The sequence below is a fragment of the Halobacillus mangrovi genome, assembly GCF_002097535.1.
In the GTDB taxonomy this organism is placed as follows: domain Bacteria; phylum Bacillota; class Bacilli; order Bacillales; family Halobacillaceae; genus Halobacillus; species Halobacillus mangrovi_A.
Genome location: NZ_CP020772.1, coordinates 2,565,941 through 2,579,786, shown reverse-complemented (window position 1 = coordinate 2,579,786; position 13,846 = coordinate 2,565,941). Strand labels below are relative to the sequence as shown.

Below are 13,846 nucleotides of genomic sequence, written 5' to 3'. Positions count from 1 at the left end.
AGGAGGACGTTGTTGTGAAACAAATGGATGCTAATGAAATTATCTCTTTCATTTCAAATAGTGAAAAGTCCACGCCGGTAAAAGTATATGTCAAAGGTGAAAAACTTGAGGGTATTGACTTCGGTGAACAAGTTCAAGACTTTATCAGCGGAAAATCAGGTGTTTTGTTCGGAGAGTGGAAAGTCATTCAGCCGCTTCTTGAAGCGAATGCCGACCAAATTGATGACTATGTGATTGAGAACGACCGTAGGAATTCTGCTATTCCATTACTTGATTTGAAAAAGGTTAACGCTCGAATTGAGCCTGGTGCTGTCATCCGTGATCAAGTTGAAATCGGAGATGGAGCGGTCATTATGCTTGGGGCCATGATCAACATTGGATCAGTAGTAGGTGAAGGAACGATGATTGATATGAACGTCGTTCTTGGTGGCCGTGCAACGGTAGGGAAAAATTGTCATATCGGAGCTGGAGCAGTTCTAGCGGGAGTCATTGAACCGCCTTCTGCTAAACCTGTCGTTATTGAGGACGGAGTAGTAATCGGCGCAAATGCTGTTGTGTTGGAAGGGGTTACTGTAGGAGAAGGGGCTGTGGTAGCCGCCGGATCGATTGTAACAGCAGATGTACCTCCTAACACATTGGTTGCTGGAACGCCTGCAAAAGTGATTAAAGAAATCGATGATCAAACGAAATCGAAGACTGAAATCAAACAAGAGCTACGCAAATTAGATAATTAAACGGTAAGGCCTTGCTTATGAGCAAGGCTTTTCTTTTAAGGGAGAGATACAGGTGAAAAACGAGAATTTAATCAAAATACGGAGAGAGTTGCACCGAATTCCGGAGCTTGGTTTTCAGGAATTCAAAACTCAGCGGTATTTGTTAGATTATATAGAAAAGCTTCCCCAGGAACATCTAACTGTGGAAACATGGGAAACAGGGATCATTGTAAAAGTAGAAGGAACAGTCGGTGGACAAACGATCGGCTATCGAGCCGATATTGACGGGTTGCCTCTCACAGAAGAAACCGGCTATGCCTTCACATCGGATCATAAAGGTCAGATGCACGCCTGCGGGCATGATTTTCATATGACAATTGCCTTAGGAGCTTTGACACGATTAGCAGAACATCCTGCAGAGCACCATTGCGTTTTTTTGTTCCAGCCTGCAGAAGAAGGACCAGGCGGAGCAGAACCGATGATGCAATCTGACGTGATGAAAAAATTTAGACCAGATAAAATCTTTGCCTTGCACATTGCTCCTGACTTACCCGTAGGAACGGTTTCTACAAAGCCAGGACTCTTATTTGCGAACACAAGCGAACTATTTATAGACTTTTCAGGAAAAGGTGGCCATGCGGCGTTTCCTCATCTAACCCATGATATGGTAATAGCTGCCAGTTCTTTTTTATCTCATTTACAGCAAATCGTAGCCCGGAGAGTAGACCCTTTGGATAGTGCTGTCATTACAATAGGAAAAATCGAAAGCGGTACTGTACAAAACATCATTGCCCAATCAGCAAGGCTTGAAGGTACCATACGGACTTTATCACCCGAATCAATGGATAGTGTGAAAATAGAAATTGAAAAAATTGCCAAAGGGTATGAGATCGCTAATGATTGTCAAATTTCTATTGACTATGGTTCTACTTACCATCAAGTATTCAACGATGCAGCTGCAGTTGATGCATTTCAAACCCTTGTAGAGGATACAGATTATACTTACCAACAAGCAAAAATGGCGATGACTGGAGAAGATTTCGGGTACATGTTAAAGGAAATACCAGGGTTTATGTTCTGGCTTGGGGTCGACTCAGAAGCAGGGCTCCATCAGTCAACACTCACTCCCAAAGAAGAGGCCTTAACTGTAGGTGTCGATATTGTAGAGCTGGGGCTCAGAAAACTATAAAGCGTAAACATGAATACCTTTATGCTGAAAGTAAACACTAGAGGTGTACGTTTACTCTAGGCAGGAGGTGGATGTTGTGAAAAAGATAGGAATTGAACAGAATTTAAGTGATATACGTTCAGCGCTACAGCAAAAAGGGTATGAATTAGTAGAACTTAAAAATCAGGAGGACGCTGCTGGCTGTGATTGCTGTGTCATTTCAGGTCAAGATCAGAATGTCATGGGGGTCATGGATGCGGAGACACAAGGCTCTGTCATTAGCGCTCATGGCCGCACTGCGGATGAGATTTGTCAAGAAATTGATAGTCGTTTCTCCTGATAGCCATTTGGGGGCTTTTGCCTCCAGTACATAGATAGGGAGAGAGATGTTATGGAAACTACGATTAAGCTTTTAGCTGTAGCCATATTAATTATTTTAACCGCTTTTTTTGTGGCAAGTGAATTCTCAATTGTAAAGGTAAGAAAAACAAGACTGGAAGCCAGGGCAGCTGAAGGTGATAAAAAAGCTAAAAATGCATTAAAATTAACAAAAAATTTGGATTATTATCTTTCAGCGTGTCAACTTGGAATTACGATTACTGCTTTAGGTTTAGGTTGGCTTGGGGAGCCAACTCTAGTGGTCCTTCTTAACCCCTTATTAGAAGGGTTTGAACTGCCTTCTGGATTGACTCATACGATAAGTTTTGGTATTTCGTTCTTTGTCATTACTTTCTTACATGTCGTTTTAGGAGAATTGGCTCCTAAAACTCTAGCCATTCAAAAAGCCGAAAGAATCACGCTTTTACTAGCTAGGCCATTAATCTTGTACAGTAAATTGATGTACCCTTTAATATGGCTGCTTAATGGATCGGCAAACGTCCTTGTTAGACTGTTTGGGTTTCAGACCGCCAAAGAATCAGATGAAGTCCACTCAGAAGATGAATTAAGGTATATTTTGACCCAAAGCTACCAGCAAGGGGAAATCAATCGTTCTGAATACACGTACGTTGATCGCATTTTTGAATTTGATAACAGGACAGCGAAAGAAATTATGATTCCAAGGACTGAAATGGCCGTGCTGGATATCAACGATTCAATCTCAACAAACATCCGTGTAATGAGAAATAATCGCTATACGAGATATCCTGTTGTGGATGACGATAAAGACCACATTTTAGGCATTATTCATATGAAAGAATTCTTTTACGAAGATGTGGAACAGCAAGGAACCCTTAAACCGTTTCTTCGCCCTGCCCTCAAGGTATTTGAAAATGTCCCTATTAATGATCTTCTTGTTAAAATGAAGAAAGAGCGTACTCATCTCGCAGTTCTAATGGATGAATATGGAGGAACCGCAGGTATTGTAACAGTGGAAGACATTATTGAGGAAATTGTGGGAGAAATACGGGATGAATTCGATGATGGTGAAGAGCGTGAGATTAAGCGCTTGAAAAATGGTCATTACCTATTAGAAGGTAAAACATCTATTGCGGATATTAATGAGTTTTTCGATGTTGAGCTAAGCCATGAAGATATCGATACTATTTCCGGCTGGATTTATACTAAGGATTACGATGCGAAAGAAGGCACGGTTGTAAGCGGAGAAGAGCTGCAATTTAAAATCCTTGATATGGAAAACGGACAAATAAAAAAAGTCGAAGTATGGGAAGATGCAGAATAAGAAAGAGCCCGGTTATAGAACCGGGCTTTCACTGTGTCAATGGGTGTTATTCGCTTTCGTTTTTGTGTACATAGACTTGATGTGGATACGGGATTTCGATGCCTGCTTCATCCAGAGCTTCTTTCATTGCTTTTCTTAAGTCACGCTCAACTCCCCACTGTTCCATATTCTCCGTTTTACCAAGAATACGGATAACAACATCAGAAGAGCCAAGGCTTTGAACACCAAGGACATCAGGTCCTTCTTTGAAACGCTCATCTTCCGTGAAACGATCAGCAACTTCTTTAAGTACAGTCATCGCTTCATCAATGTTTTCATCGTAACCAATGCCAATATCGACAAGGGCACGCATGTTTCCGCGCGAGTGGTTAGCTACCCCTGAAATGTTACGGTTAGGTATGAAATTTAAAGTGCCATCAAAACTGCGTATTTTTGTTGTACGAATACCTACTTCTTCAACGACTCCATCATAGCCGCCAGCTGTAACATAATCATCCACTTCAACTTGACGCTCTAGAAGAATGAAGAAACCGGTAACGACATCTGAAACTAAACCTTGTGCGCCAAACCCGATTGCCAAGCCCACTATACCTGCACCGGCAAGAAGAGGGCCAATATTAATACCAATCGTGCTTAGAAGCATAATCACTAGTATGAAAAATAGCGAGTAGGAGAATATATTAACAGTAAGTTTTTGAAGTGTCTTGTTTCTTCTTTCAGACAGCTTCCTCTGTGAACTCATTCGGTTAATAGCTGCTTCGATTGCTTTCGTTCCTATTGGTTTAATAATTGCAAAGGCGATAAGTAAAACAAGTATTTTTAAACCGCCAGTGATCAGCCATTCTACAACCACAGAGGGGTTGAAGACAAAGCCTTCTTCAAATAGATTCATAATTGAACTCCTTTCCAATTAGCTTAAATGTCCTTTTAATAGAATATCGGAATAGTGTACAGGTTTTCAATTAATAATGTAAAATAAATCAAGATTATTGTCGAAAAAATCTTTTATGCAAATGATTTTACTTTCTTGACTAAATATTGTTTAATGAGAACCAAATGCATCCATACTAGTAGAATGAGCAGGTAAACACCTAATTTTCAGCAAATTAAATTTACTATTACTTAACATTGACTATAATCAGCCCGCTCGTTATACTAGAGTATGTGAGAAAAAATACATGAACAATTTTTTCGGAGGGATTTTCAAATGGCAGAACGTATGGTAGCAAAACAAGCACCACGCTTTGAAATGGATGCAGTGCTTCCTAACAAAGAATTCGGTAAAGTATCTCTTGAAGAGAACATGAAAAACGACAAATGGACAGTCCTTTTCTTCTACCCAATGGACTTCACATTTGTATGCCCGACTGAAATCACGGCGCTTTCTGATCGTTTCGATGAATTCGAAGATCTGGATGCAGAAGTGATCGGGGTATCTACAGATACAATCCACACACACTTAGCGTGGATCAACACTTCTCGCGAAGACAATGGTCTCGGTGACCTTCAATATTCTCTAGCTGCAGATACGAATCATAAAGTATCCCGCGACTATGGTGTACTTCTTGAAGATGAAGGTGTAGCTCTTCGTGGACTATTCATTATTAGCCCGGAAGGTGAACTTCAGTATCAAGTTGTAAACCACAACAACATTGGCCGTGATGTAGACGAAACTCTACGTGTGCTTCAAGCACTTCAAACTGGCGGTCTTTGCCCAGCAAACTGGAAGCCAGGTCAAGAAACCCTATAAGCTTCAGTTGAATTGAATTACAAGTTTCTAGGGTCTAACCATGAGCGTTAGACCCTTTTCTCTACCTATTAAAAAGGAGGATGATCTTCATGAAACTAAGATCACCAATGCCAGAGCTGCCAGAAGCAACCGCGTGGCTTAACAGCGAACCACTTAAGAAAGAGGATTTAGTCGGAGGAAAGCCTACATTGATTCACTTCTGGTCTGTCAGTTGTGGACTATGTAAAGAAGCGATGCCTAACGTTAATGAATTTCGTGATGAGTATAAAGACGATTTAAATGTCATCGCTGTTCACATGCCACGCTCTGAGAAAGATTTGGACCTTGATCAAATTAAACAAGTAGCGGAAGAACATGGAATAACCCAACCGATTTACGTAGATAACCAGCACGCGTTAACAGACGCGTTCGAAAACCAATACGTGCCTGCATACTATGTATTTGATGAAGAAGGAAATCTGCGTCACTTCCAGGCAGGCGGTGGAGGTATGAAAATGCTTCGTAAGCGAGTGAACCGTGTATTAGGCGTCAACCAAAAATAATCGAATGTTTTAAAAGCAATCCCCATAATAGTAGAGGGATTGCTTTTTTTTTTGTTACTATAGTTTTTCTATTTAGAGAGCTGTTTTTCAAAAGGAAACAAAATTACATAACTAGCGTTAAAAAATCTTAATGAATCAAAATAGCCTCACAATCCTGAATATTCAGTTCGTGAGAGGACACGCGTGTTCAGCTAAGTACATTCCTGGACTATCGGCATTTGACGATAGTTACACCGACCTCCCTGGGATCTAAACTAGAATGCTGAGATAGAAGATACAACAAAGGAATGAAGGGAGACTCAGACCATAGGATGAAATCGATAAAATTTTGGAAAAATTGAATCAAATGGGTGGAAAAATATTTCGATACCCGATATATTAGTAATTACGTTAAAAATTATTTTGGAGGAGGGAGACCTTTGAATACCTTTAAAAAGTTAAAGCAGTTTTATTGGCCTAATAAAAAGTTTTTCCTATGGTCGTTGTTTTCACTGCTTTTTGTAACAGCGATAACGGTTGTTTATCCTATCGTACTGCAAAGAACAATTGATGACGTAATAATAAGAGAGCAATACAACCTAATCCCTTACATTAGTGCTATATTTATCATTTTGATGATTGTCAAAGGTGTCGCCACATACTTTCACCAATACTTAGGGGATTATTTTGGGATTCGCTCTGTGTATTCCTTGCGTGATGAACTTTATCAGAAACTTCAGCGTCTGTCTTTCAAATATTACGATAATGCGAAAACCGGTGACTTAATGTCACGTTTGACAGCAGATGTAGAAGGTTTCCGCTTTTTTCTTTCCTTTGGATTTTCTGAATTGATAAGAATCTTCCTATTAATATTCATCAGTTTAAGCGTCATGTTTTACTATTCCCCTCCGCTAGCCTTAGTGACTATGGCTGTCATGCCGTTTTTAGCTATCGTTGTTTATAGGTTTGACCGCCGTGTTCACCCTGCATTCCGTAAAATTCGAAAGTCTTTTGGAAAACTGAATACACGTGTACAAGAGAATATTAGCGGCATGAATACAGTGAAATCGCTTTCTAGGGAAGATTATGAAATTGGCCGATTTGATAAGCGTAGTAATGATTACCGCACGAAGTATATCGATACCTCCAACATCTGGTCTAAGTACTTCCCTCTAATGGAATTCATAGGAAATGTGTCTGTCGTAGCTTTGCTGGCCTATGGAGGTTACTTAGTAATTAGCGGACCTCTTCAATTAGGTGAACTGGTCGCTTTCTTCAGCCTAGTCTGGTATATTCTAGGTCCTCTAATGAACCTGGGATTTGTGATTAACTTATTTTCTCAGTCAAAAGCTTCAGGCGAACGCCTATTGGAAATCCTTGAAGCTGAGGAGGACATTCAGGAGAAAAAAGATGCTATAGTACAGGACCGATTGAAGGGACATGTAACCTTTAATGATGTAACGCTCACTTATGCAGAAGATGACGATTCAGCATTGAAGCGAATTTCATTTGATGCCCCTCCTGGAAAGACCATCGGCTTAATCGGGGCTACAGGCTCTGGTAAAACGAGTATTACACAATTGATCACGAGATTTTATGAACCTGAACGAGGAGAAGTGCTGATTGACGGTAAACCTGTCCAGAGTTATGGGCTGAAAACGCTCCGTAAAAACATAGGATTCGTTCTTCAGGAGTCATTCCTATTTTCTACCACCATTAAGGAAAATATCTCTTATGGAAATCCAGATGCGACAATTGAAGATGTGAAAGCAGCAGCTAAAAGAGCTCAAGCCCACGATTTTATTATGGAGATGCCTGAAGGATACGATACCTTATTAGGAGAACGCGGGATGGGCTTATCTGGTGGCCAGAAACAGAGGATCGCCATTGCACGGGCAATCTTAATTGATCCTGCAATCTTAGTATTAGATGATGCCACTTCAGCGGTAGATATGGAAACAGAATTCCAGATTCAAAAAGCGTTACAAGAAGTTATGAAAGGAAGAACAACATTCATCATTGCACACCGGATTTCTTCTTTAAAACATGCAGATGAAATTTTGGTTCTTGATGACGGTGACATAAAAGAACGCGGGGTGCATAAGGAGCTAGTCTCAAATGGTGGTCCTTACCAGCGTATTTACGACATTCAATATCAGGATAAAGAAAAAATCTTAAAAGCATCTCATATTTCATAAAAGGGGGGAGACTATTTTGGCACGAAAACCTAAACACAAGCCGACTACGAATAAACATCTCAATCGATTTAAATATACTCAGGATCAAGCCGTTGAGAAACCATTTAACTGGGCTCAAATGTGGCGGCTGTTGAGATATGTTAAACCATATTCGAAGAAACTTCTTCCGATTTCAATCATTGCAATGCTTGTATCTACCATTGTAAGGCTGGTCGTTCCTATATTAATTGGTAAAGTTGCCATTGATATCGCCATTAATAATGGTGATACTAATTTATTGATTCAACTTGTTATAGGAATCGCGATCCTTTATTTGCTCAGCTATATTGGCAATGCTTTAAGAATTAAATATGTCAATATTCTAGGACAGAATGTGATCTATGATCTGCGTCAGCATCTATTTTCACACGTCCAGCGTTTATCGCACAGGTTTTTCGATTCTAGATCAGCAGGTTCGATCCTTGTTCGTATTATGAATGATATTAACTCTCTTCAAGAGCTATTTACAAATGGGATTATCAATTTGCTGATGGATATTGTGATGCTTACAGGGATTATTGTGATCCTGCTAGCCTTAAGTCCTAAGCTCGCATTGGCAATCATGATCATCATGCCGATTATGTTCTATATCTCAACAAAGCTGAGGAGAAATATTCGTCGTTCCTGGCAGGATGTACGAATTCAACAATCACGCCTTAATTCTCATTTAAATGAGAGTATTCAAGGGATCCGGATTACGCAGTCTTTCTCACAAGAAAGGGAGAACACCGAATATTTCGATGGTGTAAATATGGATAACTTTCGTTCGTGGCGTACAGCAACGAAAAAGAGTGCTATGTTCCGTCCTTTTGTAGAAATGAGTAATGCTGTGGGTACGGTCATCCTCATTTCTTTTGGGGCTTTACTAATTTTGCAAGGGGACATTCAAATTGGTACGTTCGTATCATTCGCTTTTTTCCTGGGGATGTTCTGGGAACCGATTTCAAGACTTGGAATGATGTACAATCAGCTCTTAATGGCCATGGCTGCGTCTGAACGAATTTTTGAATTCCTTGATGAAAAGCCAAATGTTGAAGAAAAGACTAATGCTAAGCAATTGACTGATATGAAGGGCCACATTGAATTTGATCATGTGCAGTTCGCTTACGATGACAAACGTATTGCCCTCCATGACATTAACCTTGAAATGAAGCAGGGGCAGACGGTTGCCCTCGTAGGTCATACTGGCTCAGGAAAATCTACAATTGCAAATTTAATTAGTCGTTTCTACGATCCGACAAAGGGAGCTGTCAAAATTGATGGAGTGGATCTAAAAAATGCCACGATCGATAGCATTCGCCAGCAAATCAGTGTCGTGCTGCAAGACACCTTTATTTTTTCCGGAACGATCATCGAAAATATTCGGTTTGGACGTCCTGACGCTTCTGATGAAGAAGTTAAGGAAGCAGCTCGTGTTGTTGGAGCAGAGGACTTCATCATGCGTCTTAACAATGGATATGAAACGGAGGTCGAAGAACGAGGGAACATTCTGTCTGCAGGTGAAAGACAGTTGTTATCCTTTGCACGCGCCTTGCTGGCGGATCCAAGAATTTTGATCTTGGATGAAGCAACCGCGAGTATTGATACAGAAACGGAAATGAAAATTCAGACGGCACTCAGGAAATTATTAAAAGGTAGAACAGCCATTATCATTGCGCACCGTCTGTCAACGATTCGGGAAGCCGATAATATATTTGTTCTAGAAAATGGTAGAATCTTAGAGAATGGCTCTCACGATGAATTGATGGACCAAAAAGGAGAATACTACGAGCTGGTTAAGGCACAATTTCAAATGCTTGACGCCATTTAAAGTTAGAAGAGACACCGTACTCCGGTGTCTCTTTTTAATGTTCGATTTAAAGTTAACTCATATGTAAGAAAGGGAAAAGGGAAAGGAGTCAGGCATATTCTTCGCCAGTTTTTCACAAATAAGATATGATAGTTGTAAATTATATAGATTGTGAAGTTTGTCACAAAATAGTCATGAACATCTTCACCATAGATCTTTTCTACCATTTATACTGTGAAGTAGACGATATTTTTTTATAGACCTTAAGTGGTGAGGGGGAAAATAATGTTTGAATTAGATAGTGCAACGTTGAGTCGAATGCTGACTTCTTTGACGCTGCTCTTTCACGCTATATTTGCAACAATTGGCGTAGGAGTCCCTGTGATGGTTTCCATTGCAGAGTTCATTGGTATAAAGAAAAAAGATCCGCACTACACATTACTTGCTCGACGCTGGACGAGAGGGTACACCATTACTGTAGCCGTAGGGGTGGTGACAGGTACGGCCATCGGTTTACAGCTGTCTTTATTATGGCCGAGTTTTATGCAGTTAGCTGGAAATATTATCGCACTACCGCTCTTTATGGAGACCTTTGCTTTCTTCTTTGAGGCCATCTTCTTAGGAGCATACTTGTACACATGGGACAGATTTAAGAATCCAATTTACCACTGGCTGTTATCCATTCCAGTGGTCATTGGCGGTACGATGTCTGCCTTTTTCATTACAACAGTAAATGCGTTTATGAACACGCCCCAAGGATTCAAATTAGAAGATGGAAATGTCACGTCCATTAATCCTTTACAAGCCATGTTCAACCCAGCTACACCGACGAAAGTTTTTCACGTCATCTCATCCTCTTATTTGACGGCTGCTGCTGTTTTAGCGGCCATTGCAGCCTTTTTCATTCTTATGAAAAAAGGATCTCAATACCACAAAAAGGCTTTAAAATTGACAGTAATAGCTACGTTTATCTTTGCGATCATGACAGCCATCGCTGGTGATCTTTCTGCTAAATTCCTAGCTGAACATCAGCCAGAGAAACTAGCGGCAGGGGAATGGCACTTTGAAACGGAAGACAAGGCTGATTTAATCGTATTCGGAACGCTGAATGAAGACAACGAAGTTGAAAATGCTATCCGTATTCCAAATGCGCTCAGCTTTCTCGCCCACGGAGACTTCAATGCTGAAGTGACTGGGCTTGAAGAAACTCCAGAGGATGAGAGGCCGCCGCTTTGGATTCACTATATGTTTGATTTAATGGTTTCTATTGGTTTCTTCACGCTTGGAATTTCCCTCTTGTATATTGTGTTTTGGAAAGTGAAGAAATGGAATGAACATCACCCGCTGTTATTATGGGGGATTGCCGCAGGTGGGCCTTTATCGATGCTGGCCATTGAATTTGGCTGGGTCTTTGCTGAAGTTGGCCGCCAGCCGTGGATATTAAGAGGGTTCATGACTGTGTTCGAAGGGTCGACGACATCTCCACATGTCGATTGGATGTTTATTCTTTTTGTAGCCTTGTATGCTGTTTTAGCCGTAGGGTGTATCGTTGTTCTTAGAAAAATGTTCAAAAATAATCCAGCAGAGCTTGAACTCGAGCACCGTTATCCTCAAGTAGCAGCGACGAAGGAGGATGACTGATTATGAGCTACGAATTAATTGGAATTACGGTACTATGGATCTTTCTATATGGATACTTGATTGTCGCCTCGATTGACTTCGGGGCTGGATTCTTTGCCTTTTATGCAAAGGCGACAAAAAAAGATCATATCATTAACCAGTTAATTTCAAGGTATTTGTCTCCCGTGTGGGAAGTTACTAATGTCTTCTTTGTATTTTTCTTTGTTGGATTGGTCGGGTTCTTTCCGGATATGGCCTATTATTTTGGCCAGTCGTTACTTATTCCTGGAAGTATTGCCATCGTTCTGATAGCGATTCGCGGGTCCTTCTATGCATTTGAAAGCTATGGATCTAAAGATAACCTCGTCTATATGTTCTTTTATGGAGCGACGGGACTCCTTATACCAGCTTCACTTTCAACCGCGCTGACGATTTCAGAAGGTGGGTTTATTGAAGAGACCGAAACAGGAGTTCACCTGCTTTCAGGAGAATTGTTGACGAGCCCTTACTCTTGGAGCGTAGTCTTCTTAGCTATTGTTTCTGTCCTTTACATTAGTTCGATGTTTTTAACTTATTATGCTGATCGAGCTGGTGATCAGCCAGCATTAGATTTAGTAAGAAAGTATGCGCTTTTCTGGAGCTCACCAACCATTATTGCAAGTTTAACTACTTTTATTGCATTGAGTCAGCAGAATCCCGAGCATTATCAACGTGCTATTGATCTTTGGTGGGTATTTGGGATTTCAGTTGCCTTCTTTATGGTTGCTGTTTTCTTAGTTTATCAAGGGAAAAACTATGGATGGGCATTCATTGCAGTTATGTTCCAATTCCTTGTTGCGTTCTTTGGATATGGGGCTTCGCATTTGCCTTACCTTCTTAATCCATATGTCACTCTTTCAAGCGGCGTAACGAATGAAACTATGGCAATTGCTCTAATCGTCGTATTCATCGCCGGTTTGCTGTTACTCATCCCATCTCTCGTTTTATTGATGAGAATGTTTTTGTTCGATGCAGATTATGTAAAAGGTAAAAAGTAGAGAAGATTCTTCTTCTCTGCTTTTTGTGTTTTATCAAGCGTTCTATGATAAAATAAACCTAGATTTTCAGTGAGAAGATGGAGGATATGCCACATGAAAAAAGAATTCGCCGTCATAGGGCTAGGCCGTTTTGGGGGCAGCATTTGCAGAGAACTTAGTAGAGAAGGTATGGAAGTTCTTGCCTTAGATCTCGATGAGGATAAAGTTAACGAATATCGTGATATCGCCGCTCATGCAGTGATCGCTGATTCTACAGATGAAAGTGTGTTGAGAGAGCTGGGGTTAAGAAATATCGATCACGTAATTGTTGCTATTGGTGATAACATTCAGGCCAGCATGCTGACAACCTTGATGCTAAAGGAATTGGGCATTAAAACGATTACTGTAAAAGCACAAAATGATTATCATGAAAAGATTCTAAATAAAATCGGAGCCGATCACGTTGTACACCCTGAGCGAGATATGGGAAAGCGAATTGCTCATAATATTATTTCTAACAACATTTTGGACTATATCGAGTTATCCGATGATCACAGTGTAGTTGAGGTAAAAGCCGGAAGTAAAATGAGCGGCCGCACGCTTGTCGACCTCGATATCCGTGCTCAATACGGATGTAACGTCGTAGCGATTAAGCGGAAAAAAGACGTCATCGTTTCTCCAATGGCTACAGAAGAAATCCGTGAAAGTGATATTCTAATTGTAATTGGAGCCGATAAAGATATTAGTCGTTTCGAGAAAAACTTAGTGGTTGAAGACTGACAAAATCCCTGCCGTTCAGGTAGGGGTTTTTTATTTATATAATGAGTGTTAAAAACTTGCAGAATGATTTATTCAACTATATAGCAGAATAGTTGAATACTCGATTTCGAGGTACTGTGAGCTTTCCGTTGCCCAAAGTAGAATTTGGAGGTCCGAGAAATCACTCGCTTTCCGTGAGCATGGGCTAAGCCTCCTCGAGCTAAAGCTCTCCGGGGTCTCACCTATCATGTTCATCCCACAGGAGTCTCGCGAATTCTCGGACCTCCTTACCGCTGTTGGGAGGAACGGAAACGTTATTGTTATCGAAAACCCATCTGTAATTTTGGAAATCAGAGCTTCCTTACTCCTGTTAAATGGGGCCGTTCCTTACACTATAGATGGGTTGGATGGAAAACGGCGAGACTCCCGCGGGAGAAGGACTTAGGCGAGACCTCACAGAGAGCGCAGCGAGCGAGGAGGCTCGCCAGTTCCCCGACCACCTCTCCAGATGACTAGGTGACGGAAATAGCCCCATCTAAACAAAGCTATTATCTCGAAATCAAGTCTTCTGGAAAAGGAGGCTTATATGGAA

12 protein-coding genes are annotated in these 13,846 nt (G+C 40.8%); 11 read left to right on the top strand and 1 reads right to left on the bottom strand.

The genetic code is table 11. From position 1 onward, the window contains the following. Positions 1-14 precede the first annotated feature (14 nt). The 4 genes from dapD (at position 15) to HM131_RS12690 (ending at position 3,562) form a co-directional block, all read left to right on the top strand. Positions 15-734, top strand: a complete 720-nt coding sequence (gene dapD / locus HM131_RS12705) for a 2,3,4,5-tetrahydropyridine-2,6-dicarboxylate N-acetyltransferase (RefSeq protein WP_085030115.1) — start codon at positions 15-17, stop codon at positions 732-734. Between the two features lie 52 nt (positions 735-786). Then, the gene (locus tag HM131_RS12700) at positions 787-1,902 is read left to right on the top strand and encodes an N-acetyldiaminopimelate deacetylase (RefSeq protein WP_085030114.1); all 1,116 of its coding nucleotides are present in this window, start codon (positions 787-789) and stop codon (positions 1,900-1,902) included. 76 nt (positions 1,903-1,978) lie between these two features. Further along, the gene (locus HM131_RS12695) at positions 1,979-2,221 is read left to right on the top strand and encodes a YkuS family protein (protein ID WP_085030113.1); all 243 of its coding nucleotides are present in this window, start codon (positions 1,979-1,981) and stop codon (positions 2,219-2,221) included. 51 nt (positions 2,222-2,272) lie between these two features. Then, entirely contained in the window at positions 2,273-3,562 is a 1,290-nt protein-coding gene (locus tag HM131_RS12690) for a hemolysin family protein (protein WP_085030112.1), read from the top strand. Positions 3,563-3,608: 46 nt separating this feature from the next. Here the strand turns inward: HM131_RS12690 and HM131_RS12685 are convergent, their stop codons facing one another. After that, positions 3,609-4,454 carry a mechanosensitive ion channel family protein gene (locus tag HM131_RS12685; protein WP_085030111.1) on the bottom strand — a complete coding sequence of 282 codons (846 nt, stop codon included), beginning with the start codon at positions 4,452-4,454 and terminating at the stop codon, positions 3,609-3,611. Between the two features lie 315 nt (positions 4,455-4,769). Here HM131_RS12685 and HM131_RS12680 point away from each other — a divergent pair, with 315 nt between their 5' ends. The 7 genes from HM131_RS12680 to HM131_RS12650 all read left to right on the top strand — a co-directional run bounded on the left by HM131_RS12680 (position 4,770) and on the right by HM131_RS12650 (position 13,275). Beyond that, positions 4,770-5,312, top strand: coding sequence for a peroxiredoxin (locus HM131_RS12680; RefSeq protein WP_035544400.1), 543 nt, complete (start codon positions 4,770-4,772; stop codon positions 5,310-5,312). 89 nt (positions 5,313-5,401) lie between these two features. Then, positions 5,402-5,854: a redoxin domain-containing protein gene (locus HM131_RS12675; protein WP_085030110.1), complete on the top strand. Its 453-nt coding sequence runs from the start codon at positions 5,402-5,404 to the stop codon at positions 5,852-5,854. Positions 5,855-6,273: 419 nt separating this feature from the next. Continuing rightward, entirely contained in the window at positions 6,274-8,031 is a 1,758-nt protein-coding gene (locus HM131_RS12670) for an ABC transporter ATP-binding protein (protein ID WP_085030109.1), read from the top strand. A gap of 16 nt (positions 8,032-8,047) precedes the next feature. Continuing rightward, positions 8,048-9,880 carry an ABC transporter ATP-binding protein gene (locus HM131_RS12665; RefSeq protein ID WP_085030108.1) on the top strand — a complete coding sequence of 611 codons (1,833 nt, stop codon included), beginning with the start codon at positions 8,048-8,050 and terminating at the stop codon, positions 9,878-9,880. Positions 9,881-10,144: 264 nt separating this feature from the next. Continuing rightward, on the top strand, positions 10,145-11,500 hold the full coding sequence (locus HM131_RS12660; protein WP_085030107.1) for a cytochrome ubiquinol oxidase subunit I: 1,356 nt from the start codon (positions 10,145-10,147) through the stop codon (positions 11,498-11,500). Between the two features lie 2 nt (positions 11,501-11,502). After that, positions 11,503-12,516, top strand: coding sequence for a cytochrome d ubiquinol oxidase subunit II (locus tag HM131_RS12655; RefSeq protein ID WP_198162623.1), 1,014 nt, complete (start codon positions 11,503-11,505; stop codon positions 12,514-12,516). A gap of 93 nt (positions 12,517-12,609) precedes the next feature. Beyond that, positions 12,610-13,275: a potassium channel family protein gene (locus HM131_RS12650; RefSeq protein ID WP_085030105.1), complete on the top strand. Its 666-nt coding sequence runs from the start codon at positions 12,610-12,612 to the stop codon at positions 13,273-13,275. The last annotated feature ends 571 nt before the right edge of the window (positions 13,276-13,846 follow it).

What these genes read in the sequence shown, in the direction of transcription:
- HM131_RS12685 (WP_085030111.1), bottom strand. Translation starts at nt 4,454, where the DNA reads ATGAATCTATTTGAAGAAGGCTTTGTCTTCAACCCCTCTGTGGTTGTA.
- HM131_RS12655 (WP_198162623.1), top strand. Translation starts at nt 11,503, where the DNA reads ATGAGCTACGAATTAATTGGAATTACGGTACTATGGATCTTTCTATAT.
- HM131_RS12680 (WP_035544400.1), top strand. Translation starts at nt 4,770, where the DNA reads ATGGCAGAACGTATGGTAGCAAAACAAGCACCACGCTTTGAAATGGAT.
- HM131_RS12675 (WP_085030110.1), top strand. Translation starts at nt 5,402, where the DNA reads ATGAAACTAAGATCACCAATGCCAGAGCTGCCAGAAGCAACCGCGTGG.
- HM131_RS12690 (WP_085030112.1), top strand. Translation starts at nt 2,273, where the DNA reads ATGGAAACTACGATTAAGCTTTTAGCTGTAGCCATATTAATTATTTTA.
- HM131_RS12660 (WP_085030107.1), top strand. Translation starts at nt 10,145, where the DNA reads ATGTTTGAATTAGATAGTGCAACGTTGAGTCGAATGCTGACTTCTTTG.
- HM131_RS12650 (WP_085030105.1), top strand. Translation starts at nt 12,610, where the DNA reads ATGAAAAAAGAATTCGCCGTCATAGGGCTAGGCCGTTTTGGGGGCAGC.